19 protein-coding genes are annotated in these 22,719 nt (G+C 42.5%); 15 read left to right on the top strand and 4 right to left on the bottom strand.

Annotation, left to right across the window (positions count from 1 at the left end; all coding sequences use genetic code 11):
- The first annotated feature begins 49 nt into the window (after positions 1–49).
- Complete coding sequence (locus R7035_RS00940; RefSeq protein ID WP_318145923.1) at positions 50–1,411, top strand: sensor domain-containing diguanylate cyclase; 1,362 nt, start codon at positions 50–52, stop codon at positions 1,409–1,411.
- A 51-nt stretch (positions 1,412–1,462) separates the two neighbouring features.
- Here R7035_RS00940 and R7035_RS00935 read toward each other — a convergent pair whose 3' ends face one another.
- On the bottom strand, positions 1,463–2,020 hold the full coding sequence (locus R7035_RS00935) for a DUF3750 domain-containing protein (RefSeq protein WP_064353879.1): 558 nt from the start codon (positions 2,018–2,020) through the stop codon (positions 1,463–1,465).
- 480 nt (positions 2,021–2,500) lie between these two features.
- Here R7035_RS00935 and R7035_RS00930 point away from each other — a divergent pair, with 480 nt between their 5' ends.
- The 5 genes from R7035_RS00930 to R7035_RS00910 all read left to right on the top strand — a co-directional run bounded on the left by R7035_RS00930 (position 2,501) and on the right by R7035_RS00910 (position 6,831).
- Positions 2,501–2,863, top strand: coding sequence for a hypothetical protein (locus R7035_RS00930; RefSeq protein ID WP_025766707.1), 363 nt, complete (start codon positions 2,501–2,503; stop codon positions 2,861–2,863).
- Between the two features lie 35 nt (positions 2,864–2,898).
- Positions 2,899–3,363 carry a GNAT family N-acetyltransferase gene (locus R7035_RS00925; RefSeq protein ID WP_053350583.1) on the top strand — a complete coding sequence of 155 codons (465 nt, stop codon included), beginning with the start codon at positions 2,899–2,901 and terminating at the stop codon, positions 3,361–3,363.
- 248 nt (positions 3,364–3,611) lie between these two features.
- The gene (locus R7035_RS00920) at positions 3,612–5,030 is read left to right on the top strand and encodes an SLC13 family permease (RefSeq protein WP_182039588.1); all 1,419 of its coding nucleotides are present in this window, start codon (positions 3,612–3,614) and stop codon (positions 5,028–5,030) included.
- 3 nt (positions 5,031–5,033) lie between these two features.
- Positions 5,034–6,371: an ATP-binding protein gene (locus tag R7035_RS00915; RefSeq protein WP_005389108.1), complete on the top strand. Its 1,338-nt coding sequence runs from the start codon at positions 5,034–5,036 to the stop codon at positions 6,369–6,371.
- Positions 6,358–6,831 (top strand): response regulator, encoded by a 474-nt coding sequence (locus R7035_RS00910; RefSeq protein WP_005377744.1) that lies wholly within the window; start codon positions 6,358–6,360, stop codon positions 6,829–6,831. The genes R7035_RS00915 and R7035_RS00910 overlap by 14 nt, the downstream gene beginning before the upstream one ends.
- Positions 6,832–6,938: 107 nt before the next feature.
- On the opposite strand, the gene R7035_RS00905 is transcribed toward R7035_RS00910, so the two are convergent.
- Entirely contained in the window at positions 6,939–8,642 is a 1,704-nt protein-coding gene (locus R7035_RS00905; RefSeq protein WP_005377743.1) for a putative bifunctional diguanylate cyclase/phosphodiesterase, read from the bottom strand.
- Between the two features lie 487 nt (positions 8,643–9,129).
- Here R7035_RS00905 and R7035_RS00900 point away from each other — a divergent pair, with 487 nt between their 5' ends.
- The 4 genes from R7035_RS00900 (at position 9,130) to R7035_RS00885 (ending at position 13,834) form a co-directional block, all read left to right on the top strand.
- Positions 9,130–10,347, top strand: a complete 1,218-nt coding sequence (locus tag R7035_RS00900; RefSeq protein WP_258475725.1) for an HD-GYP domain-containing protein — start codon at positions 9,130–9,132, stop codon at positions 10,345–10,347.
- Between the two features lie 202 nt (positions 10,348–10,549).
- Entirely contained in the window at positions 10,550–11,173 is a 624-nt protein-coding gene (locus tag R7035_RS00895) for a LysE family translocator (RefSeq protein ID WP_005377741.1), read from the top strand.
- A gap of 212 nt (positions 11,174–11,385) precedes the next feature.
- Positions 11,386–12,930, top strand: a complete 1,545-nt coding sequence (locus R7035_RS00890) for a YjjI family glycine radical enzyme (RefSeq protein WP_267922645.1) — start codon at positions 11,386–11,388, stop codon at positions 12,928–12,930.
- A gap of 22 nt (positions 12,931–12,952) precedes the next feature.
- Positions 12,953–13,834 (top strand): YjjW family glycine radical enzyme activase, encoded by an 882-nt coding sequence (locus tag R7035_RS00885; protein WP_258509770.1) that lies wholly within the window; start codon positions 12,953–12,955, stop codon positions 13,832–13,834.
- Between the two features lie 19 nt (positions 13,835–13,853).
- Here the strand turns inward: R7035_RS00885 and R7035_RS00880 are convergent, their stop codons facing one another.
- The gene (locus R7035_RS00880; protein WP_005377737.1) at positions 13,854–14,792 is read right to left on the bottom strand and encodes a LysR family transcriptional regulator; all 939 of its coding nucleotides are present in this window, start codon (positions 14,790–14,792) and stop codon (positions 13,854–13,856) included.
- A gap of 442 nt (positions 14,793–15,234) precedes the next feature.
- On the opposite strand from R7035_RS00880, the gene R7035_RS00875 reads away from it, so the two are divergent.
- Together R7035_RS00875 and R7035_RS00870 are read left to right on the top strand one after the other, a co-directional pair.
- Positions 15,235–16,005: a TerC family protein gene (locus R7035_RS00875; protein WP_005377734.1), complete on the top strand. Its 771-nt coding sequence runs from the start codon at positions 15,235–15,237 to the stop codon at positions 16,003–16,005.
- A gap of 160 nt (positions 16,006–16,165) precedes the next feature.
- Positions 16,166–16,768 carry a 2OG-Fe(II) oxygenase gene (locus tag R7035_RS00870; protein ID WP_154204619.1) on the top strand — a complete coding sequence of 201 codons (603 nt, stop codon included), beginning with the start codon at positions 16,166–16,168 and terminating at the stop codon, positions 16,766–16,768.
- Positions 16,769–16,822: 54 nt separating this feature from the next.
- Here the strand turns inward: R7035_RS00870 and R7035_RS00865 are convergent, their stop codons facing one another.
- On the bottom strand, positions 16,823–18,088 hold the full coding sequence (locus R7035_RS00865; protein ID WP_005389088.1) for an HD domain-containing phosphohydrolase: 1,266 nt from the start codon (positions 18,086–18,088) through the stop codon (positions 16,823–16,825).
- A gap of 623 nt (positions 18,089–18,711) precedes the next feature.
- On the opposite strand from R7035_RS00865, the gene R7035_RS00860 reads away from it, so the two are divergent.
- The 3 genes from R7035_RS00860 to R7035_RS00850 all read left to right on the top strand — a co-directional run bounded on the left by R7035_RS00860 (position 18,712) and on the right by R7035_RS00850 (position 22,671).
- The gene (locus R7035_RS00860; protein ID WP_318145922.1) at positions 18,712–19,905 is read left to right on the top strand and encodes an iron-containing alcohol dehydrogenase; all 1,194 of its coding nucleotides are present in this window, start codon (positions 18,712–18,714) and stop codon (positions 19,903–19,905) included.
- 161 nt (positions 19,906–20,066) lie between these two features.
- Positions 20,067–21,272 (top strand): aromatic amino acid transport family protein, encoded by a 1,206-nt coding sequence (locus tag R7035_RS00855; RefSeq protein WP_318145921.1) that lies wholly within the window; start codon positions 20,067–20,069, stop codon positions 21,270–21,272.
- 274 nt (positions 21,273–21,546) lie between these two features.
- Positions 21,547–22,671: an HD-GYP domain-containing protein gene (locus R7035_RS00850; protein WP_318145920.1), complete on the top strand. Its 1,125-nt coding sequence runs from the start codon at positions 21,547–21,549 to the stop codon at positions 22,669–22,671.
- Positions 22,672–22,719 lie beyond the last annotated feature (48 nt).

Here is a 22,719-nt window from a genome sequence, read left to right as displayed (position 1 = left end):
AACCTATACGCTCATTCATATAGAAAGCCTTCAAAGTTGGCCATTGGCAATGTCTTTTAGAAGAAAAGAAAAACTCAATCTTAGAAATCTTATTGTCACCCTATGTGTGTTCAGTGTGCTTGTCACTTTGATCAACGCATTCTACTCGATTTATCGTGTTCAAAGGGATCTCATCATCAATAACACGTTAGAATCAAACCGTGTTTACGCCCAAAAAATGTCTGAAATGACAGACTCTTTCATAGAAAGCTCAATGTCGCAGCTAAAATACAGTGCGAACGTGCTAAAAGACAAGATGCATGACGCTCAGCTTCTTGATAAAGAGGCTGAGAGATTAAGAACGCAAACCAAATCATTTAACTCTGTGGTTGTCGTTAATGCAAAAGGGGTTATTATTTCAGTATCCCCTGAAACACTTCAGGTGAAAGGTGTAAGGTTAGTGGGTGAAAGAAAACGCCAGTCTTTAAACGCTCAAGCACCGGTTGTTACTGAACCATTTATATCGCCAGCTGGAAATTACTTGTTAACCATCTCATACCCTATATTTTCTCAATCTAATGAATATTTAGGTTATATCGGCGGCACTATTTATCTAGAAAAAGAAAATATTCTTGCAGAGTTACTCAGCCAGCACGCATACAAAGATGGTTCTTTCCTTTACGTTGTCGATGAGAGTAACACTCTGATTTATCACCCAGATCAGTCGAGAGTTGGTGAAGTAATCGACGATAATGAGGCAATCAAAGCGGTGACGATGGGGCAGAGCGGTAACAAAGAAATTGTTAACTCTCGCGGCGTCGAAATGCTTGCTGGTTATGCACCAGTAAAGTCATCAGGATGGGGAATTGTTGCTCAGCGCCCGAAATCGATGACGTTATCTGTGCTAGATGAACAGATGTGGAATGTTTTCCTTAAGTCGATTCCAATTGGTTTATTAACTTTGTTGCTAATTTGGTTCTTGTCCCTTCTTATTTCTAGACCACTTTGGCAGTTAGCGGGTGCTGTGCGAGGTGTCGAAGAACATTCATCCTCTATCGATGATCTCAAACTGGTTAAGTCTTGGTATTTTGAGGTCTCACATTTGAAGCTTAGCTTTCTTAAAGCATTTGGTATCGTGTCAAAAACCATTGATAAGCTGCAACTGGATACATTAACAGATTCGATGACTGGATTATTGAATCGACGTGGATTAGATAAAGTTCTTGGTTTGTTTAAGCAGGAAAATACCGCGTTCTCTGTTTTGGCGCTAGATATTGACCACTTTAAGAGCGTAAACGATAACTATGGCCATGACGTGGGTGACAATTTACTTAGAGAGTTTGCGCAGTTAATGAAAGACGCCGATAATGCACTTTATAAAGCGAAACATAATGGAAGAAATAGAACGGAGTTGGGTGACGACGCACAATAGATATTGCGCTTTATGCTGAACATAAAACGAGCCAGTGACTAACCTTTGCTGTTAATCGCTGGCGTAACCGCTACCAATTGCGCGAAACGGCAAGTTTAGCTCTAACTCTGGAATTTGTTTACCCACCCAAGCCGGAAATGTATTGCTATTTGGCCCTGGAAACAGCGTATATTCTTCAGCCCAAGGGTATTGGTTAATCACACTTTGTATTTTAGGGATAAGTTGGCGGGCCTTTTCACCTTGTATGGAGAGGATCTTTTCTGGTTTTGCACCATACCAATATCGATCTGGCGTCCCAGTTTGGTACTGATATAGAGCGGGTTGTCCGCGATTCACTCTCCAGCCGACTACTTCATACACTGTATATTCGTTCGCATTTTCAGGCTTTATTGCAAACCATGTATGAACAGCAAACCAGCCTCGCCAACCAAACGCGTCTGCGGCGTAAAACTCAATCACAGCATGCTTGACATTGGAAGGATCGGGTGCGATACCCGCAGGTTCTCTGCTTGCGGTACGCCAATCTCCTTGAGTGCATCCACCCAGCATAACCGCGATTGACATGAGCCAAATTTTTACAAGGTGAGTAAAGTTGAGAGGGTCTTTCATTTATTGCTCCTAGACCAACCGATGCTGTTAACGCTCTATTGATTTTAGCTATAAAAACGTGGCAAGTCTGATTGTTGAAATCCTCTCCTTATTAAAAGAGAGAGGGAAGTTAGTGCCATAATTCCAGTTCATACGTAATAATAAGGTAAGCCGATTTGTAACATGTGGCATAGACTATGCCGTATTTCTCGAACGATTCGTCTAGTTGCGTATGAAAAAGTAAGAGGTTGTATGTATTCCTTACACGGCCACATGAATTAAAAACATTAAAAAAACAGAGGTTTACAGTGGATTTTGACTGGTTGAGTGAGTTTGGGACCCTCACATTGTCTCGCATTTGCTTGTTTTGGGCGGAATTTTCATCGCTCATCTTTTTGCGCGTTTAGAGTCAGCGTTCAGCTATGGCACAATAGGCGCTCACAGAACAAGTGCTGTTTGGTCATGCAAATAGCAGAAAAATAACTAGAAATAGAATAATTAATGTTTAAATCAAAAAGTATACTCGCATTAAGCATGTTCGCATTTGGCTGTTTTGCCAATCAAGATAGCGAACCAACGTCCGTTGTGCTGAACTATGGTGACTCCTCCATCAGTACTGATATTCAAGCCAATCGAAAATTTCATGTTGTCCGAGACAATGAAAGTGAGCACGTAGAATTTTCCGGAGGAATCATAAAAGAGTATTCCGATTATATTGTGAATGTTCATATCATAAGAAAAAGCAAAATACGCAGATCAAGCCGAGAGCTGAATACAACCGTACTGATGAACAGTGATCAGATTGGGAAGCCTTTAGTGATTGGCATTGAAAATGATGAGTTCACTAGTATCACTTTGCGTTAATGCTTAGTATTTATTGAATAAGAATGAGGAAATTGATGCTCTCAATACGCTGCTATCGCACCGAGGATGCCCCAACACTGTGGGCACTCTTTTACCATACTGTGCGAATCATTAATCGTCGCGATTATACGGAATCACAAGTTTCCGCTTGGGCACCATCAGATTTTGACCTCGATGTGTGGCAACGAAAAATGGACGATATTCAACCATACGTCGCGGAGATAGAAGGGCAGGTCGTTGGCTATTGTGATTTGCAAGGTGACGGCTTGATTGATCATTTCTTTTGCCATCATGAATACCAAGGACAAGGTGTTGGTCGTGATTTGATGTCTTTTCTTTGTTCACAAGCGAAAGTACAGGGGATAAAACGACTGTATTCTGAAGTGAGTATTACCGCCCGACCTTTTTACGAGAAAATGGGTTTCACAGTTAAGTCTCGACAACGTGTTGAGGTTAGGGGAGAAACTTTAACTAACTTTATGATGGAAAAGTATATTTAACTTAAATCATGAGCATTTAGTGAGCTTGAACACAGATATAAAATGTTTTCCAATGTGAAAACGAGTTCATTGATCTCGCACCAACGTTTTGTTTGAAAACAGTGTACATAATCTTCTCTGGAACGCCATTACCGCATCTCGTCTCTGAAGGCTTAAAAACAGTCTGAAAGTTTTGGTTTTGCGGCGGGTAATAGCGTTCCAAACGCCAAATGTTTCTGGCTAACCATCTCAGGAAGAGAAGTAGTACTATGCGCCCTTATCTCAAATACGTTGTTCCAACATTGATACCATTGCTTGTTTGGTTGATGCCTCTCTCTGCGTTCCCATTTGATGGCATTACTATCGTCCAGCAAAGAGTGATTGCAATCTTCTTGCTTGCCGCACTTTGCTGGGTATTCGAGCCAATTCCAATCTACGCCACTTCGGTTGTGATCATTGTCCTAGAGCTATTGCTTGTATCAAATAAAGGTATTGTGCTCTTTCGTTTGCAAGAAGGGCAGCCACATTTTGGTGAGCTATTACAATACAACGAGATAATGGCGACCTTCGCTAGTCCGATTATTATGCTCTTCCTCGGCGGTTTCTTTTTGGCTATGGCGGCGACAAAGTACAGGTTAGATGTCAACTTAGCCCGAGTGTTACTCAAACCATTTGGACAAAAACCAAAGTTCGTTATGCTGGGGTTGATGCTGATCACCGCTGTTTTTTCCATGTTTATGTCAAACACCGCAACAACAGCGATGATGTTGTCCATTTTAACCCCTGTGATAGCGGTTTTCGGGCCTAAAGACCCAGGTCGAATTGCATTCGCCTTGTGTATTCCTGTTGCGGCCAACATTGGTGGCATTGGTACTCCCATCGGCACGCCACCGAATGCCATCGCCCTAAAATATTTGGTTGGTGACAACTTAATTACGTTTGGTGAATGGATGGTATTTGGTGTGCCATTCGTTATTGTGATGATGGCGTTAGCCTGGTTTCTGATTGGCTTTTTGTATAAAGCCGAACAAACCACCATCGATCTGAACATTAAAAGCAAGTTTTTGAAAACACCCAAAGCAATAATGGTTTACGTCACCTTTGCCGGCACGGTTATTCTTTGGTTGATGGGTTCTGCACATGGAATGAATTCTTACACAGTAGCATTAATTCCGGTCGCAGTGTTCTCATTGACGGGCATCATCAACAAAGAAGACTTGAAGAAAATCTCTTGGGATGTGCTTTGGTTGGTGTCAGGCGGTATTGCTCTGGGCCTTGCTCTAGATAAAACCGGGCTTGCGAAGCTGGTGGTACACAGCATTCCGTTTGATCAGTTCTCGCCATATGTTGTCTTGTTTGGTGCGGCTTTCTTGTGCTTGTTAATGGCAAACTTTATGTCGCATACAGCCACCGCAAACTTGCTGATGCCGATTATGGCTGCGTTAGGTACCTCTATGGCTTCGTTAACGCCTCTCGGCGGTGAAGTTACTCTGATCTTAGTCGTGACATTTGCTGCTTCACTCGGTATGTCGTTACCAATCAGTACGCCACCAAACGCGTTAGCTCATGCAACAGGGCATGTCGAGAGCGGCCAAATGGCTCGTATCGGTGCTGTGTTAGGCGTGATTGGCGTATTACTCAGCTTTGTGATGGTGTGGATTTTACATACTGTTGGGCATATTGGATAACCCATGTACGAAACGAAGTTAGACGCGTTAGTACAACGCTACTTTAATCACCTTGAACGCCGATTAACGGTTTTATCCGGGTCGGTGCTTATTGAGCAAGCTGGCTACAATGATCGCTTGTACTATGTGCTGTCGGGAGAACTGGCGGGCTATTACGCGGAAGATGACAAGAAACCGATTCAGGTATTTTCTGCGTCTCAAGGAGCGTTTATTGGCGTACATAGTTTCTTTTCTGGTACGTGGACTGCCTCTTCGACAGTGATTGCTCAAACCGATGTTGAATTGGCTTGGATACAGCGTGATACGCCCGCCGTGGAAGAGGCGACATACGGACCATTGACGACACAATTTATGCCTGTGATGGTTAACGAATTATCTCGTCGTCAACGGCGTGCAATGCAAGAGGCATTAGCTAAAGAAAAAGCACTACAAAAGCTTCATACCGCAGAGCAAATGACAACGTTGGGGCAGCTTGCAGCGGGTATTGCTCATGAGTTGAACAATGCGATAGGCGTTGTAAGCAGTAAATCAGAACGGCTAGAGACAGTTATCATGGAACTGCTTGAAGAAGTTCATCCGGAAGCGAGTCAATTTTTTGATTTTGGTTTAATGCAAGGGCAGAAAGTCTCTTCTAGCGAAGCGAGAAAGCGGGGGCGCCACTTCGAAAAATACTACGGTTTAACCAAGGAGGTTGCTCGTGATCTTGCACGTGCCGTTCCAAACAACTTCCTTTCAGAACATTGGCTAAAAAGACCAGAAGAAGCGATACGTTTCTGGCAAATGGGACGAGATCTCCATGACTTACGCATCGCCTCTAAACATACCGTTGGCATTGTGCGATCCGTAAAACAATTGGGGCGCACGGATATCGACTTGGATGAAGCGATTAACATCAATGATTCAATCAATCGCGCCTTGGCTCTATTGCAAAGTGACTTAAGACGAGTGAGTGTTCGTTTTAGCCCTGCGGATTTACCTGCTTTTATTGGTTCTCAAACCGAACTCGTCCAAGTTTGGGTAAATATATTAAAGAATGCGTGCGATGCACTTGGTGAAACGGAGAAACCCGGTATCGAAATACATACTCGGGAGAGTAAGGGTAAAATTTTGGTCACGATTGCTAACAACGGACCAGAAATTGATGAAGCGACACGTAGAAAAATTTTCCGGCCAAACTTCACCACTAAAAAGGGGGGATTGTCGTTTGGTTTAGGGTTAGGTCTGTCGATTGTGAAGCGCATTATCGCCGGATATAACGGCTCTATTGTGGTAAAGAGCGACAGTGAAAAAACGATTTTTAGAATCAAGTTACCAGTAGAGGGTGAACATGGAGAAGCTTAATGTAATTTGCGTTGATGACCAACGAGAGGTACTAAGCGCGGTTCTACAAGATTTAGAGCCGTTAAATCAATGGTTGAATGTCGAAGACTGCGAATCAGCAGGTGAGGCTCTAGAACTGATGGATGAATTTGATGCAGAAGGCGAGATGATCGCATTGATTATTTCCGATCATGTGATGCCAGGTAAAACGGGAGTAGAACTGCTGACCGATGTATCAAAGGACGGTCGTTTTGGCTTTACGAGGAAAGTGCTTCTTACCGGGCAAGCGACGCACACCGATACGATTAATGCGATCAACTCCGCAGGCATTGACCGCTACTTTGAAAAACCATGGCAAGCAAGCCAATTAATAGAGTGCGTTAGAAACCTGGTGACCCAATATATCTTTGATGTGGGCTTAGATTACACTCAGTATCACGAGCATTTAGATCAGAGTGTGGTGTTTGAACGTCTACGTTAATCGGGGGACATTAAGCTTGTTTTCGTCACGGCCAGTTAGTGTCTGAAATCTATAGTGAATAGTTCAGCATGTTTAACGTGGCCGTGCGGAATATTGCTCTAGTATGCTTAACTCAACGAATAGCGGCTTGCACTGGCAACAGAAAGTGGCTTAGAGAACCAATAACCTTGCAGATAATCGACGCCCATTTCGGTAAAAAATTCACACATTTTGGCGTCTTCAATTCCTTCAATCACTACTTCAATATTATTTTCCTGGCACATAGTGATAAGAAACTTCAGATATTCTTGTGAAGAGCGGTTGGTTAGTGTTTTCCACGCCATCGACCTATCAATTTTGATTTGTGTCATCGGGAGGTCGAAGAAGCTATTTAATGAACTGTAACCCGATCCAAAGTCATCCAGAGAGAGTGCAAATCCTAGTTCCCTGAGGGTATTCAGAGGGGCAATGGCTGTCTGATTATTATCCAAAATAAACGTTTCTGTTAGTTCCAACACAATAGACTCAGGATCGACACCAACCTCATCCGCCATGGCTTTAATTCGCGCAGGGAATTCACTGTTCATTAACTGAAGTACAGAAACATTCACGTTGACGCGAACTTGGTTTTGGTAACGCTCACGGTAGTTTTTGATAAATTCACACGCTTTGGCAAAGACTTGATATCCGAGTTCGACAATCAAACCTTTGTTCTCTGCCACGGGGATGAATTCGTCTGGATAAATTTCGCCAAACTCTTTGCTACGCCAGCGAACCAGAGATTCGAAGCTCACCACTTTTGAGCTTTTGGCGTCAATAATTGGCTGAAACTTAACGCTTAATGTCTGTTTTTCTAGTGCACTTTTTAGACCTTGCTCAATAAAGAAATAACGGTCTACGGCATGCTGAGTTTTCTCACTGTAAACCGCAACACGGTCTTTATTCTGCTCGCTTGCGTACTGACAAGTTCGTGCTGCTTTACGTAATATTTCCTCTGCTGAGTGACTTGGATCTATGCAAGGATACAAACCAATACTAATGTTACTTCCTAAGTATTGGCCCTCTTCAATCACTGCCTCGTGGTAGGTTTCCTTTAAACTTTCGGCATAACTTTGCAGCGTTTCTACCGAGCATTCATCGTGAATCAAAATCGCAAAGTCATCATCATGTACGCGATATACAGAACTATTTGGAGAAGGTAGGTGACTGAGAGTTTGTAGCAATTTTTCCACTAACCCATCGACCAACTCGCTGCCATATTGATTTAAGTAAGATTTAATCTCTTCTATCTGAATGTAACAGATAGATGCACAAGAATCGGTGGCTCGCACACTATCTTCAATATCCAGCAAGAGATGGGCGCGATTAGCCATACCTGACGCATTGTCATGAAATGCGACTTGATGAATGTAGCTTTCCATCAGCTTGCGTTCAGAAATATCACGGTGGCTACCAACCATATAATGACCATGTTCTGTTTCTTTGGTCATGGCTACGCCTTCAATCCAGACGTACTGTCCATTGGGTTTACGCACGCGGTAGGTCGTTGTGACCCTCGTGTTGTTGGTAATGATGTGAGCATCGACCCGAGTGGAGAGTCTTTCTCGATCGAGAGGGTGAACAAGGTCTAACCATTGCTCTAAGCTGATTCGACCAGCGTTGATACCAAGCTGCTCATAAAAGCCCTTGTTATAAAATACCATGGTGCCAAACTCATCCATGTAAAAGAGGCCTTCGTTAAATACATCGAAGATATGAATGAATCGTTCTTCGACGATTTTTAGGAACTCTCGGTCACTATCTGAGACTTGTTGGTCAAATATGGTGGTCAAGATATTTCCTCCTCGAGCCTTTTAGCATCAGAGATGAGTGTTGGGGTTGATAACATAGAGTTGATCTGCTGGCGTACATTACAATCACAAAAGTGTCAGTTCAAATTGTTTGGCTATCATTTTATGCGCTACTAGGTTAATAACATACTAAGATTAGGCGGCTAATCATCGACATTTATAAAAAATAGTCAACAGTAAAAATCATTTATAAAATACAGTTATTGATGCCGTCCGCAATCTATAAATATTTATGAATAATTATCCTAAAGTTATTTTCAGTTGTGTCGGTATCAATGTGCGGTTTTCTAACGTCATTTGTATATATGTTATCTTGGATAAAACCATAATAACAAAAAGGACTTAATGAGCGCGACCGATTATTAATTGACAGGATGCTCATTAATTGTAATCAATTCAAATTTATTATCACGCCAAGTAATCAAATCTCTTATAATGCGGACGTTAATATCGAGTAAGCCTTCTTTATATGCAGTACGATCCGAAAAATTCAATCAAAATTGCGCTCGCTGATATCGGCGTTGGTATGTTTGTTACCGCGATAGAGCACAACAAGCGCGTCAATTTAGCCAATGCAGGGCGGATATCTAGCCCTGAAGGCATTAAGAAGCTTGCTACAAGTGGCGTAAAGTATGTTTGGGTAGATCAAACATTATCTTCGCAGCAGTGTGTCTTCAAGCCTGTAGATGAATCAACTGATGCCACTAAAGAGACGCGAGAGCAGAAACACTCCGATTTTAAGAGGGGTCAACGAGCTTATCGTTCGAGAGACATCCAACACAAGCGAGCCAAAAGGCTGATCGCCGAAGCAAAAGATTTGGCGCAAAAACTATTGAATCAAACTTTTGAAGGAAAAATCATAGAAGTTGATGAAGTAGAAGCTTGGGCTGACGATGTCATTGAGAGTGTTTTTATTGACTCAGATGCGTTGCAGTGTGTCTCTGCACTCCGAAAAAAAGATTCTTATTTATTGGAACACTCCGTCAATGTCGCTTGTCTTTTAGTGTCATTCGGTAAGTACTTGGGCTTGGATAAACCAACGCTAAAACAGCTTGCTGTAGGTGGCATTATTCATGATGTAGGTAAAATTAAAGTCGATGATAAGATCTTGCACAAGCCAGCGAAGCTAACGCCTGAAGAATTTGAACATATGAAGCTACATCAAGTGTTCGCAGGTGAGATTATCCTTCACGTAAAAGGGCTTAGTGAAGTAAGCCGTGATGTTTGTTTGATGCACCACGAGAAGTTAGATGGCAATGGTTATCCTAGAGGCTTGAAGGGGGAGGAGATTCCAATTCACGGCCGTATGAGCTGTATTGTAGATATCTACGATGCGCTAACGGCTGATCGCTGTTACAAAAAAGGCATGAGTTCTGCCGAAGCGTTTAAAATCTTGTTGAGTCTAACGCCATTTCATTTAGACGCCGACTTAGTTTACAAATTCATTAATTGCATTGGGATGTACCCCGTAGGCTCCATTGTCGAGTTGAACGATGGGCGTGTTGGTATTGTTTGGTCTTCAAATGAATCTCAAGCATTAAAGCCAGAAGTGAAATGTTTCTACTCCCGCAAGTATAAACGATACATTGATGTCACGATGGTGGATTTAAAAACGAGTGCGTACAAAATTGAAAGAGCGATAGCGCCTTCATCGTTAGAGATCGATCCTAAGCCTTTTTATGATTAAGAGAAATAGATAAGCTTATACAACAGGCTTTACATCCTTGCATGTAGATCGTATTTTATTTGCATAACTATCTATTAATTTTTTCTAAGTTATTTAGATGCAAGATGGTTATTAAGACCTCGGCTTCATGGATAGAAACCGGGCGATAAAATAGTTCTATACACAATGGGCTATAAACCTCATTTTTCTGGAAGGGATGCCAATGCAAATAGATACATGGATTTTTTACACTCTTGCCATTCTCGTGCTCACTGCTTCACCAGGACCAAGCTCACTGTTGTGTTTGAGTAAAGGAGTGAGTAGTGGGTTTCGTATTGCTTTCATGACTGCACTTGGCAGTTTGTCTGCGATTACGATCATCCTTACGCTCTCATTTACCGGGCTGGGAGTTGTCATTGCTTCATCTGAGTTAGTTTTTAATATTATCAAATGGTGTGGTGCCGCTTATTTAATCTGGTTAGGTATTCAAGCGTTGCGCTCATCTCAGACAGATTTTAATAAAACGGCAACGACTCAAAGTTCCGCGACAGCGTTCAGCGCGTTCACTAGTGGTTTCATTGTTGGCGCTAGTAACCCCAAAGCGATAGTCTTTTTCACCGCTTTGTTTCCTCAATTCATTGAACCTTCCGCACCGCTACTGGCTCAATACGCGATTTTCGCGTCTACATTTGTGGTTTTTGAGCTTAGCTGGCTAACATTTTATGCATTGTTAGGGGTAAAAGCCTCTGATTGGTTGTTTGTCGCTGGAAGAGCGAAGTTGTTCAATCGTTTGACTGGTGGAGTATTTATTGGTGCTGGCGTGATGTTGTCGACGGCAAACCGATAAATAAGACAGACTTCGGTACGCAGTTAGGTTTTCCCATATAGTAAGTTGGAATGCGCTAATTTAGCTTTGTCTTATTTCCAGAATGGAAATAGACGTTTTGTTTATTTTCATTAGTGGCAACAGCCAAGCAGGAGTAAAATCACGTTACTCTTTAGGGGTAGAGCTCGTATTTTGTCTTGTGGGCTTGTGGTTACTTTGTAGGAATATCTTAGATGACAAGCCTTTCTAAACTACAACAACGTTTTCTAGATATCGCGACCGACGTCCGTCTTTCTCCAAAACAGAAGTCGAGTTTTTTAGCTTTAGAGGCGGAAGCGTGCATTCCTTACATGACCGTATCTCCATCACTGAGACAAGCAATAGATGAAGGCATCATCTGCGATATGTTTGAAGGTCATGCACCGTTTAAACCTCGCTATGTGTTGCCTGATTACGCTAAATTTCTATCGCAAGGCTCAGACTATTTAGAGTTGTCTCCGGCTGATGATTTCGATGATGCGTTGAACATGCTGACCATCATTTACCATCATGTTCCTTCGGTAACGAACATTCCGGTTTACTTAGGCCAGTTAGATGATGTCTTGTTGCCTTACATAGGCGACCTAACAGAGAGCCAGATTTACAAAAAGTTAAAACATTTTTGGATCATGCTGGATCGCACATTGCCAGATGCGTTTATGCATGTGAATGTCGGACCGACAGACAACATTATTTGTCGCACTGTTTTAAAAGTAGATGCGGAGCTCAAGCAGATCGCACCGAATCTCACCTTTATGTACGATGAGACAGTTACGCCTGATGACTTACTTCGTCAAGCGACACAGAACATTTGTGAATGCAGTAAACCGCATATCGCCAATTACCCAATGCACGCGAAAGCCTACAACGGCTCACACTTTGGTATCGTAAGTTGCTACAACTCGCTTCCATTAGCAGGTGGCTCGAACACATTGGTGCGAATGAATTTAAAAGAAGTTGCAAAACGAGCATCAGACTGTAACGACTTCTTAAACAGTGCGTTGCCTTCTTACCATCGATTAATGGTCGAGCTCATAAACGCAAGAAGCACGCACTTGCATGAAAAATCGAACTTCTTTCAAGGCTTTTTGACGCAAGAAGGGTTGATAAAAGAGTCCTATTTCGCGCCAATGTATGGCGTTTACGGCATGGCCGAAGCGGTAAACCTTCTATTTGAAAAAGAAGGGCAAATAGGGCGATACGGAAAAAATGATCGAGCAAATACTTTTGCTCATGATGTTTCAGCAACACTGGCTAAACTGGTGGACTCAACCCCGGTGAAATATGGTTTAGATGGCAAAGCGCTCTTACATGCACAAGGCGGCATTAGCTTAGATCATGATGTTACGCCAGGTGTACGTCTGCCTTATGGTGCAGAGCCAGACCCTGTCACTTATGTACAAGCAACGGCGAAGCATCATCAGTATTATCGTGCGGGTATCAGCGATATTTTGACGATTGATGAAACGGTGAAATCTAACCCAGAAGCGATGTTCAATTTATGTAAAGGGGCACTAAATGCTGGTTATCGTGAGTTTACCGCGAATGTCACTTCAAATGACTTAATTCGCGTGACAGGCTACATGATCAAACTTTCAGATGTCGCGAAATATGATAAAGAAGGTTCGAGAACCAACACGACGTTTCTAGGTGCAGAAGCAGCAAAAAATACCAAAATTTTAGAACGCTCGCCACGTGTGGTGAGTCATGAAGTAACACCGACTTACACGCAGGCATAAGTTCGGTTTAGGAAAGAACAAGATGTCTAGACGAAGTGGAAGCCTTTTGGCAAAAGTCACTCGTATCCTTCCTTTCTCTTGTGTTGATGGGCCAGGAAATCGTCTAGTCATCTTTCTACAGGGTTGTAACTATCAGTGTTTGAACTGCCACAATCCTCACACGATAAACCATTGTAATCATTGTGGTGAGTGTGTGAGTGAATGTTCAGCAGGCGCATTGAAGTTCGACGAAAACAACAACGTTGTTTGGCTTAAAGAGGAGTGCACCCACTGCGATCATTGTATAGAGATATGTCAGAACCAATCTAATCCAAAAATTACTGACTACTCTGTAGTAACAATGCTCGATTTGATACGCAAACATCGCTTTTTCATCAGTGGTGTTACTGTATCCGGTGGGGAATCTACCTTACAACTTCCTTTCATTATTGAGCTGTTTAAAGGGATAAAACAAGATCCTGAATTACGGCACCTCTCTTGTTTCATCGACAGTAACGGTTCTTTAGCGGTTGCTGGTTGGCAGCGTGTTCTACCTTTTCTGGATGGCGCAATGATCGATTTGAAAGCGTGGCAGACGGAGACGCATCAGTGGCTAACTGGGCGTGATAATCATCGTGTATTTAAAACCCTTCAGTACCTTGTTGAGCACGAAAAATTGTACGAGGTCCGCTTACTGCATATTCCCCAAAAAAGTGATTTAGATATAGAAATCGTAGCAATTGGACGTTACTTGAGTACTCTTCCTGAATCGGTGCTTATCCGTTTAAATGCCTTTCAGCATCACGGAGTAGTGGGGGAGGCGTTAACTTGGGATATGTGCTCTCATCATGATATCGAACGCTTAAAATCAGAGCTTCGATGCTACGTGAGTAACCCTATCACAGTGCCGACAGTACTCACGTAGTACCGTTGTTTATCTATACTTACGCATCACAGGCATCTAACATGGCGCAGGCGTCGAGTAATTGTTGCTGTAACCATTTTAAAGCGGGATCGTTTAAGCTCGCTTTGTTCCAAACGAGGCTGTAGGCTACCTGTCCGTAATCGAATGGAAGAGCTTGTTCAACCAAACCTTTTGCTTGCATTGCCGCTCTTGCCCAAAGCTTGGAGCATGTGAACAAGTAATCCGAGTGCTGACACATCACCGCAGCTGAACCAAAGTCGGCTACACGCATGGCCAAGTTTCGCTTTGAATGCCTTTGGGTGAGATTTTGCTCAAAATAAGGTTGTGACAGATCTTTATCATGAATACCGATGTGTCTTGCACAAAGGTAACTTTCAACAGATAGGGGTTGCTCAGCGAGTGGGTTCGATGCTCTCATTAAGCAAACCATTTCGTCTTTCAAAATGGTTTTCCAGACCAAGTCTTTATTTTGTGTGGGTGGTTGGCTGAGATCGTGAGGAAGCAACAAAAAATCCACTTGACCTCTTGCTAATGCATCGAAGCTCATTTCCTCTTTCGCATGGACATTCAAGTGCGCGTGATTGCTCAGTTGTTGGGACAAGTGCTGTAGAACTGGCGCAAAGAGCTCAAACGAACTTTCACGCATTGCTAATGAAAAACTACCTTGATAGTAAGCCGGATTAAAAGAGCCTTGATGTAATAACCCATTCATACTGGAGAGTATGCCATGGATTGATGGGCCTATATGCAGCGCAAATGCTGTCGGCACTAAGCGAGTGCCATCACGATAAAAAAGGTCATCCTTTAGCGTTTCGCGCAACTGTCCGAGCGTTTTACTGACGCTCGATGGTGTTACACACAAGCGTTCTGCCGCAAGTGTGACGCTGTGAGTGGTTAACAACATATGTAAAACAGTTAGATGTTTAAGGCTTATACGCGAAAGAGCAATGTAGTCCATAAATAGCATGGTTTCTTATGATTTTTGGCAGTATATCAGCATGAAACAAATTTTTACTATTGTTTATCTCGGAAACACGCCTGTTTCTCTTTGAGCTCAATGCATTTAATGGGTTGCATAAGGGTTGATGGTGCTTATAAGTCTAGAAATTTATCTTAGTTTTGTTGGACTTTAATGCTTTCATTTATTCAATTCTAAAGCTTCTATGTAATTTTAATCAATTTGGAGGAGTTGATTGATTTGTACACGAATTAAACTTGTTCCTTGTTAATTAAAATAGATATTGTTTTGTTCCTTGTTAATTAAAATAGATATTGTTTTGTTGATTGTTTGGTGATTTACTCATGATCCCTCAGTAACAAAGGTATAAATAATTAATGGACGACCCCTTTAGTCGACAAAACCCTTCACCATATGTCTTCTTATTATTGGAGACATGCTCATGCTAGAACTTTTTATGCAACCAGAAGCTTGGGCTATTTTCGCCACTTTGTTTGCGCTTGAAGTTGTCTTAGGCGTTGATAACGTCGTTTTTATCTCTGTCTTATGTGAAAGACTGCCGCTGCACCAACGTAAACTGGCAAGAAACCTTGGTATTGGTCTTGCTGTTATTGCTCGTATTGGTTTAGTGTTTTCAATCTCTTGGATCATGCAATTGACTCAACCGCTATTTTCTTTGGCGAACCAAGCGTTTACCGGAAGAGACGTCATCATGATTGCGGGTGGTGCATTCCTCTTGGCTAAAAGCCTGAAAGAGTTGTGGAGTTGGTTAAATCACAACGAGTCTGCTCACTCAACTCACGCCCGTACTGGTTTAGCGGTAGTTCTGTTGCAGATTGTTGCCGTGGATGCTGTATTCTCGATGGACTCGGTGATAACCGCCGTTGGTTTGACAAGTGATGTCCCACTTATGGTCGCAGCGATTGTTTCGTCTGCTATCGTGATGGTCATGACAGCCGAAAAAATCAATAACCTGGTGTCGTGTTACCCTGGTTTTAAGACGCTTGCTTTGTTATTCCTCGTTTTGTTAGGTGGTTTATTGATGGCAGAAGGCTTCGAAATTCATATCAACAAAGGTTATGTGTATTTTGCGATGGCATTCGGCTTAATTCTGGAACTTTGTCATATCCAGTTAAAAAACAAACAACGCCCGACTATTAAACGTCTTAGTCCGTTGCGAGTTCATCCAACCAGATTAGAAGCTCGTCAATAATAAAAGATATTGCCGCTCATATGAGCGGCATTTTTATATTCGTCATCACCTATTTTTACTCTCTTTTTATTTTGTTGTCGTTTCGACAAAAAATCGCATTTGTTGTGGGGTTGAAGATTTTTTATATAGACCGCCCAACTAATATGAGTGAACGACAATAATGGATAAAATGATCGATGCGTTAGCAACCCATGGCTACTACATCTGGGATGATTTTCTTTCTGAACAAGAAGTGGATCAATTGCGAGACTGCATTCCAAGTAACTGGAAAAAAGCGCGTATTGGTCGTAATGACGATGTGACTCGTATTGAGTCAATTCGAAGTGACAAAATTCAATGGTTGTCGCCCAATATGGGGCACGCGGTTACTTCTTACTTAGATAAGATGGAAGAAATACGCCAAGAAGTGAACCGTCACTTGTTTCTGGGACTTTTTGAGTATGAAGCTCACTTTGCCAAGTACGAGGAAGGGGATTTCTACCAAAAGCATCTAGATTGTTTTAAGGGCAATGAAAACCGTCGATTGACAACCGTTTTTTACATGAACGAATCTTGGACGGAAAAGGATGCTGGTGAATTGGTGGTTTACGATCTAAATGATAATAAGATAGCAACCATCCCTCCTCAATCAGGACGCTTACTTTTATTCTTATCTGAGCAATTCCCGCATGAGGTTTTACCGACCAACGCAGAGCGGTTCAGCATTGCAGGTTGGTTCAGAATCAATGGTGTGCGAGACAATGTACTTGATATTGCAAAATGATTGGTTTGCAACCTGTACAAAATCAGCAAAGGGCGTAGATACGCCCTTTATCGATTAAACATTAGTTGATAGCTCGTAACACTCGGTCATGTTTCGCTCTAGCACTGCATAGACGTCAGAACAAAGTTCTTGATTAGCGACTTGCTCGCCCATAATCGCGGCGATTTGTGCTTGAGCCATTCGTCCTCGGTAGGGACGGTCCTGAGACAGAGCTTGGAAGACATCCGCGACAGCAATGATACGCGATGGAACATCGAGCTCGGCGCCTGTTTTGTGATAGGGATAGCCCGACCCGTCTAAACGTTCATGATGATTGGAAGCCCACTCCGCTATTTTCGCGTTAGGGAAGACCTTATGCAATGCGAGCTGAGTATCAATTGTATGGCGTTTGATACGCGTATACTCTTGTTTATTAAGAGAGCCTTCTTTATGAAGAATCTCATCTGGTGTTTTTAACTTTCCGATATCATGCACCAACCCAGCAATAAATAACATCTCTTGGTCGTGCTCACAGAACCCAAGCTTGATGGCTAGATACCGAGATAACTCCGCCACTTTTTGCGAATGCTGATAAGTAAATGGGCTTTTTGCGTCAACAATTCGAGCGATAAACATGCCCAAACTATTCATATCTTGGATGGTGAGCTGTTTTTGAAGCCAATCAATGCTTTTAAAGTTTAATCCGATGGTTTCTATATTTTCAGACTCCATCGCGAACCAAAATGCGTCGGTCATAACGAGCTTAACCATTGCCTTAGCCATGTCTGGATTAAACAAAGTTCCAGCGTTTGCCATGATGCACTCTGCAATTAGTTCTTCATGAAGTGTGACAATGTCACAGTGGCAGTTCATGACGTATTTGGAACGCATAAAATCGAGACGGTCGGCTAAATAGAGTAGGGCAGCGACCTCTTTTTCAAAAGGCGGTAAATCAAGATATTTTAGTTCACTCCAATGTGTATGGTGGTAAAGAACAGGTGTAGCAAACTGACGCAACAAACGACACTGCTTGAGGCTTCGGTATCCTCTTAAGCAATGTGTTTTTACATCTTGTGGCACCAACTCCTCAAGTAACATTTTATGTTCTTGTGTTTCGGAGACCCCACAATCGTGGATCATCCCTGCGAAGTAGCAAAACTCCGCTTTTTCTGGTTCCCAGTTCATGACCCGAGCACATTGGTAAGCGATGTAAGCGACACGATGGCTATGGTGCGTATCATCAACACCGACATAGTCGAGTGCTCGAGCAACCCAGATAAGTGCTTGTTTCAGATCGACTTCAAAGCCCATGTCCGTATGGGAATGGCAAGAATGATTCATGGTTTATACCGACATTGCTAATTAGCCCACGCTAAACCCAAATCAGAAGGTGATAGGAAAAATTGGGTACGACAGCGAATAGACCCCAAAAAGGTGGGCGTTTAGACATAGTTTTGATTATGGGCGGGATAATAATCCTAGTTGCATAATAATATCACCTGAAGCTCATGGTTAAGAGTCAGATATTTGAACTAAGTATAAGTTTTGAAAGATTATTGTTGCTCTTGTTGACTTATTTGAAAACGACAATAAATCATGATGTAACGCATTTTTATTTTTGTAGATCGTGTTCGGGCTCAACCAGAGACACACGGTATTGATGTCTGATTAACAGAATTCATATTGTTGCTTTTGAAGGCAAAAAATAAGAAGACTTCTTCGAGGCTTGCTCTGTAACTAACAGAGTAATAGGGAAAGCAGCTTGTTAACTACATGACAATAGAGCGTCGTTGAAAACATTTTCTCTGTAGCTCATGTCGTTGAGGGAAGATAATAAAATGGTACGGTTTCCCAGCGATGCTAGCCCTTTTAGTGAGATAAGTTTATTGAAAATGTGTGATTGCAAAGTAAGCATAGGTAGTAAAAGTAGCTAGAATGATAGCTCTAAATGAAAAGGATTTCGTATGTTGAAGCATCGTTTATATCGGAGTTACACCGCTGGGTTAAAAATAGCAGCCCTTATCCTTCCTATGCCGAGACCAACCTTGTTTTCCGGCCCTGGTTCGATGAATGAGCTATTAGAATCGATGACCGAGCTGGGATTTAAACGCGTTTTGTTAGTTACCGACGAAGGGTTAGTCCAAGTCGGTATTGTAGATAAGGTGCTTGAGGCTGCAGCACAACTCGATTTACAGTTAGATGTTTTCTCGCAAGTTAAGCCCGATCCTACCTATGATCAGGTAGAGAGCGGTCTAGAGGCTTATCATCGTTTTCATTGTGAGGGCATATTAGCTTTGGGTGGCGGCTCTGCAATGGATTGTGCAAAAGTCATCGCTGCGAAAGTTACCAATAAACGGCCAATAAAAAAATTAGCTGGACTATTGAAGGTATGGCGAATGCCAGCGCCGCTTTTTGCTATTCCAACAACGGCTGGAACCGGAAGTGAAGTTACTATCGCTGCGGTCGTGTCAGATCCCTCCTCACACATTAAAACCCCTTTAATGGATCCAAAGTTGGTGCCACTAATGGCAGCTTTAGATGCGAATTTAATGATTGGTTTACCTCCTAAGATCACGGCTGATACTGGCGTTGATGCATTAACCCATGCTATTGAGGCCTATGTATCGAAAAACGCTACTCAAGAAACGATGGCTTATTCGGTTGCCGCTATTAAACTCATTTTTAAATATCTTCCTAGGGCTGTGATGCAAGGGGATGATGTCAAAGCTCGTCATAAAATGGCTATGGCATCCTATTACGCGGGTTTAGCATTTACCAAAGCGAGTTTGGGTTATGTTCATGCCTTTGCTCACACATTCGGTGCGAGATATGGAATACCTCATGGTATGGCAAACGGATTAGCCTTGTTGCCTGTGCTGCGCTTTTCATTATCAGAGATTGAGCCTCAACTAAGAAAGCTCGATGAGTTGACGGCCGAGGGGCAGTTAGGTAACGCAAGTGCTCAGCATTTTTTGGCGAATCTGGAGTCCTTGTTTTCAACTATTGATATTGAGCAAACCAGTGCGCTCATTCAACGTGAAGATGCTGATGCGCTTGTTGATTTAATTCTGAAAGAGGCGCACTGGAATTACCCTGTTCCCAAGTTCATGAACAGGGAAGAATGCACACAGTTATTGTTAAATATCAGTAAGGTGTAAATTATAGTTTACACGTGTGGTTTTTTATCCTTACACTTTGCTTGATCTTCTGCTAAAGATCCTACAATATCGACGGCAATACAAATATGGTGTTGGTTTCGGTCCGCCGTTGCCCGATCTAATACTGATAATTTCTAATAAAGTGTAAAGATTAATATACAATGAGTCGTTCTAAAGTATTCGGTAGTACGCTAATTATTGCGGGCACTACAATAGGCGCTGGTATGCTAGCGCTTCCACTTGCCTCTGCCGGCATTGGTTTTTCAACTTCTATTATCATCATGCTAGGCTTATGGGCTCTGATGGCTTTCACTGCCTTGCTTATGCTTGAGCTTCATCAACATGCGGAGAGTAGTGCTACACTTCATACTTTGGCGAAACAGATCCTAGGTCAAAAAGGCAAGTGGGTGGCAAGTTTTGCGATGTTGTTTCTTTTCTACTCATTATGTGCAGCGTATATCGCTGGCGGTGGTGCTCAGTTCGGAGACCGCCTTGCACAATGGTTTGACCTCGATATTTCAGGGCCTACATCAACGATAATCTTTACCTTGATTGTGACTTTAGTTGTGACAGTGGGTACCGGTACGGTCGATAAAGTAAACCGAGTTCTGTTCGCGATGAAGCTCATTGCGATGGTTGCGGTGCTTTCTTTTCTTGCTCCAAACGTTACGGAATCTTACTTGTTAAGTATGCCAATCGAACAAGGCCTTGTTGTAGCGGCGATTCCGGTGATCTTTACTTCGTTTGGTTTCCACGGAAGTATACCTGCAATTGTGAATTACTTAGACGGTGACACTTCTTCTTTACGCAAAGCCGTTATTATTGGTTCGACGATTCCACTCGTTATTTATATCTTTTGGCAAATCGTGACGTTGGGTGTGGTTAGCCAAAGTACGTTTGTTGAGAACGGAGGGTTGAGCGCACTGATTGGTCAACTATCTCAGACAGTACACCAATCAAATTTGGGTAGCATTGTTGGTGTGTTTGCTGACTTGGCATTGTTGACATCGTTCCTTGGCGTGAGTTTGGGTCTATTCGAATTTTTGGGTGATACCATCAAAGGAAGTAACGATAAGCCTAATCGTTTGATTGCGGCACTAGTGACGTTTACTCCACCGCTAGGCTTCGCACTTTTCTATCCTCAAGGCTTTATTATGGCTTTGGGCTATGCAGCGATTGCCTTAGCGATTTTAGCCATCTTTTTGCCTTTGGTTATGGTGATCAAGGTTCGTAAATCGGATGATTTTACTGGGGAGTACCGCGTCGCAGGTGGTCAAGGTGCGTTAGTGATAACGGGCATCGCTGGCACTGGCATCGTATTCGCTCAGGTGTTAATTACGCTGGGTGTGCTTCCTGCTCTAGGCTAGTTGTTTAGAACGTTCTTTGAATAACTTCTAGTTACTGAATCCATCGTAATCAATCAGTATTGTTAGGCCAACGAGTTTCGCTCGTTGGCTTTTTTAATCTGGATCAAATTACCGTAAGATATCCGGTGAAAAAATTGGTAGAAATGTGCTTTTATTTCGTACACTTAAGTTGTGGTATATCGATAATTTAAGTGGAGAAAACCGCTCAAAATACCATTGAATTTGCAACACAATGAGCTTTTCTTGTTTCTCTGCTTTGGTGTGGAGGTGAAGCATGGCGCACCGGAGTTTTTACCCGTTTGCAAAACCGCTTAACGAGCAACTGCAAACGCTAAAAGGCAGGATGCAGGCGCACTTGCCATGTATTGATAGGGTGTCATTTGCAAAATATCACCCAGACCAAGATGTGCTCAAGTCATTTGCAGAAAGTGAGTTCGACACTTGGTGTTTAGCCCATCACGAATCAGCATTCCGTAAACTCCACCACCTCAATATTGCCTCTAAAAACGCGGTTCCTCGTATCGTCGAAGACCTTCATGATATTAAGCACTGTCCTCGGGTTCAAATTTTACTCAAACACGGATATCAGTCGTCGGCTGCTATTCCTTGTTATGACAATAAAGCTTTTACTGGTTTTGTATTTTTGAACTCCACTCAACGTGATGCGTTTAGTTTAGAAGCGCTGAATGGTCTTAAACCTTATTTCGAAATGATTCGATTTGCGGTTGAATCAGAGACTCAAGTAGTCAATGCGATAGAAACGCTAGCGAACCGAATGCAATGTATGATGCCAGGCTATTCACCTGAGTATTACGCGCATACCAAACGCATGAAGTACTACAGTCAAATTATCGCAACGCAGTTAGCGGATCGTTATCACCTGAATGACGAAATGGTCGAAGATATTAGTATTTTTGCTCAGTTCCATGCGCTCGGTGATAGTCAGCTGCCAGTTGAAATTGCTAGCCGCCGAACAAATTACTCTCAAGAACAAGAGGCGATATTGATTCAACATATTGAGCGTTGTATCGATTCAGCGGATGACATAGTTGCCCGTATCGGAAATCTGGTTCACCCGAGTGTGACTTTGTTTTTGCAAATGGTTACTTATCAGTACGAAAACTTAAATGGCACTGGTTATCCTTATGGTTTAACCAATGATGATATACCAATCGCCGCGCAAATTACGGCTGTCGCGAATGCCTTTGATTTTATGACGACGCACCATCCGTACAGACAAGCGTGGTCCATCCCATACGCATTGTTAGAACTTGAAAAATGGGTATATCAGGGATGGTTATCTCGAGAATGTGTTGATGCTCTGCGAGAGCATCAAGGTTATATAAAGCAAATCATCCACAAATATCCCGAGCACTATACAGGCTTGGGGTTAATGTGAAGAGCAGTAACAAAGTTGAAATGTTGACGAGGAGGAATATTTAAACAA

Source organism: Vibrio sp. 1731, assembly GCF_033339955.1.
Lineage (GTDB): Bacteria > Pseudomonadota > Gammaproteobacteria > Enterobacterales > Vibrionaceae > Vibrio > Vibrio alginolyticus.
This window is presented reverse-complemented; position numbering and strand designations above follow the sequence as displayed.

Excerpts from the sequence above, each read along its gene's own strand:
- R7035_RS00890 (WP_267922645.1), top strand. The coding sequence starts at position 11,386 with ATGACAAGCCTTTCTAAACTACAACAACGTTTTCTAGATATCGCGACC.
- R7035_RS00855 (WP_318145921.1), top strand. The coding sequence starts at position 20,067 with ATGAGTCGTTCTAAAGTATTCGGTAGTACGCTAATTATTGCGGGCACT.
- R7035_RS00885 (WP_258509770.1), top strand. The coding sequence starts at position 12,953 with ATGTCTAGACGAAGTGGAAGCCTTTTGGCAAAAGTCACTCGTATCCTT.
- R7035_RS00920 (WP_182039588.1), top strand. The coding sequence starts at position 3,612 with ATGCGCCCTTATCTCAAATACGTTGTTCCAACATTGATACCATTGCTT.
- R7035_RS00940 (WP_318145923.1), top strand. The coding sequence starts at position 50 with ATGTCTTTTAGAAGAAAAGAAAAACTCAATCTTAGAAATCTTATTGTC.
- R7035_RS00865 (WP_005389088.1), bottom strand. The coding sequence starts at position 18,088 with ATGAATCATTCTTGCCATTCCCATACGGACATGGGCTTTGAAGTCGAT.
- R7035_RS00860 (WP_318145922.1), top strand. The coding sequence starts at position 18,712 with ATGTTGAAGCATCGTTTATATCGGAGTTACACCGCTGGGTTAAAAATA.
- R7035_RS00910 (WP_005377744.1), top strand. The coding sequence starts at position 6,358 with ATGGAGAAGCTTAATGTAATTTGCGTTGATGACCAACGAGAGGTACTA.
- R7035_RS00895 (WP_005377741.1), top strand. The coding sequence starts at position 10,550 with ATGCAAATAGATACATGGATTTTTTACACTCTTGCCATTCTCGTGCTC.
- R7035_RS00900 (WP_258475725.1), top strand. The coding sequence starts at position 9,130 with ATGCAGTACGATCCGAAAAATTCAATCAAAATTGCGCTCGCTGATATC.
- R7035_RS00915 (WP_005389108.1), top strand. The coding sequence starts at position 5,034 with ATGTACGAAACGAAGTTAGACGCGTTAGTACAACGCTACTTTAATCAC.
- R7035_RS00850 (WP_318145920.1), top strand. The coding sequence starts at position 21,547 with ATGGCGCACCGGAGTTTTTACCCGTTTGCAAAACCGCTTAACGAGCAA.
- R7035_RS00880 (WP_005377737.1), bottom strand. The coding sequence starts at position 14,792 with ATGGACTACATTGCTCTTTCGCGTATAAGCCTTAAACATCTAACTGTT.
- R7035_RS00870 (WP_154204619.1), top strand. The coding sequence starts at position 16,166 with ATGGATAAAATGATCGATGCGTTAGCAACCCATGGCTACTACATCTGG.
- R7035_RS00935 (WP_064353879.1), bottom strand. The coding sequence starts at position 2,020 with ATGAAAGACCCTCTCAACTTTACTCACCTTGTAAAAATTTGGCTCATG.
- R7035_RS00875 (WP_005377734.1), top strand. The coding sequence starts at position 15,235 with ATGCTAGAACTTTTTATGCAACCAGAAGCTTGGGCTATTTTCGCCACT.
- R7035_RS00925 (WP_053350583.1), top strand. The coding sequence starts at position 2,899 with ATGCTCTCAATACGCTGCTATCGCACCGAGGATGCCCCAACACTGTGG.
- R7035_RS00930 (WP_025766707.1), top strand. The coding sequence starts at position 2,501 with ATGTTTAAATCAAAAAGTATACTCGCATTAAGCATGTTCGCATTTGGC.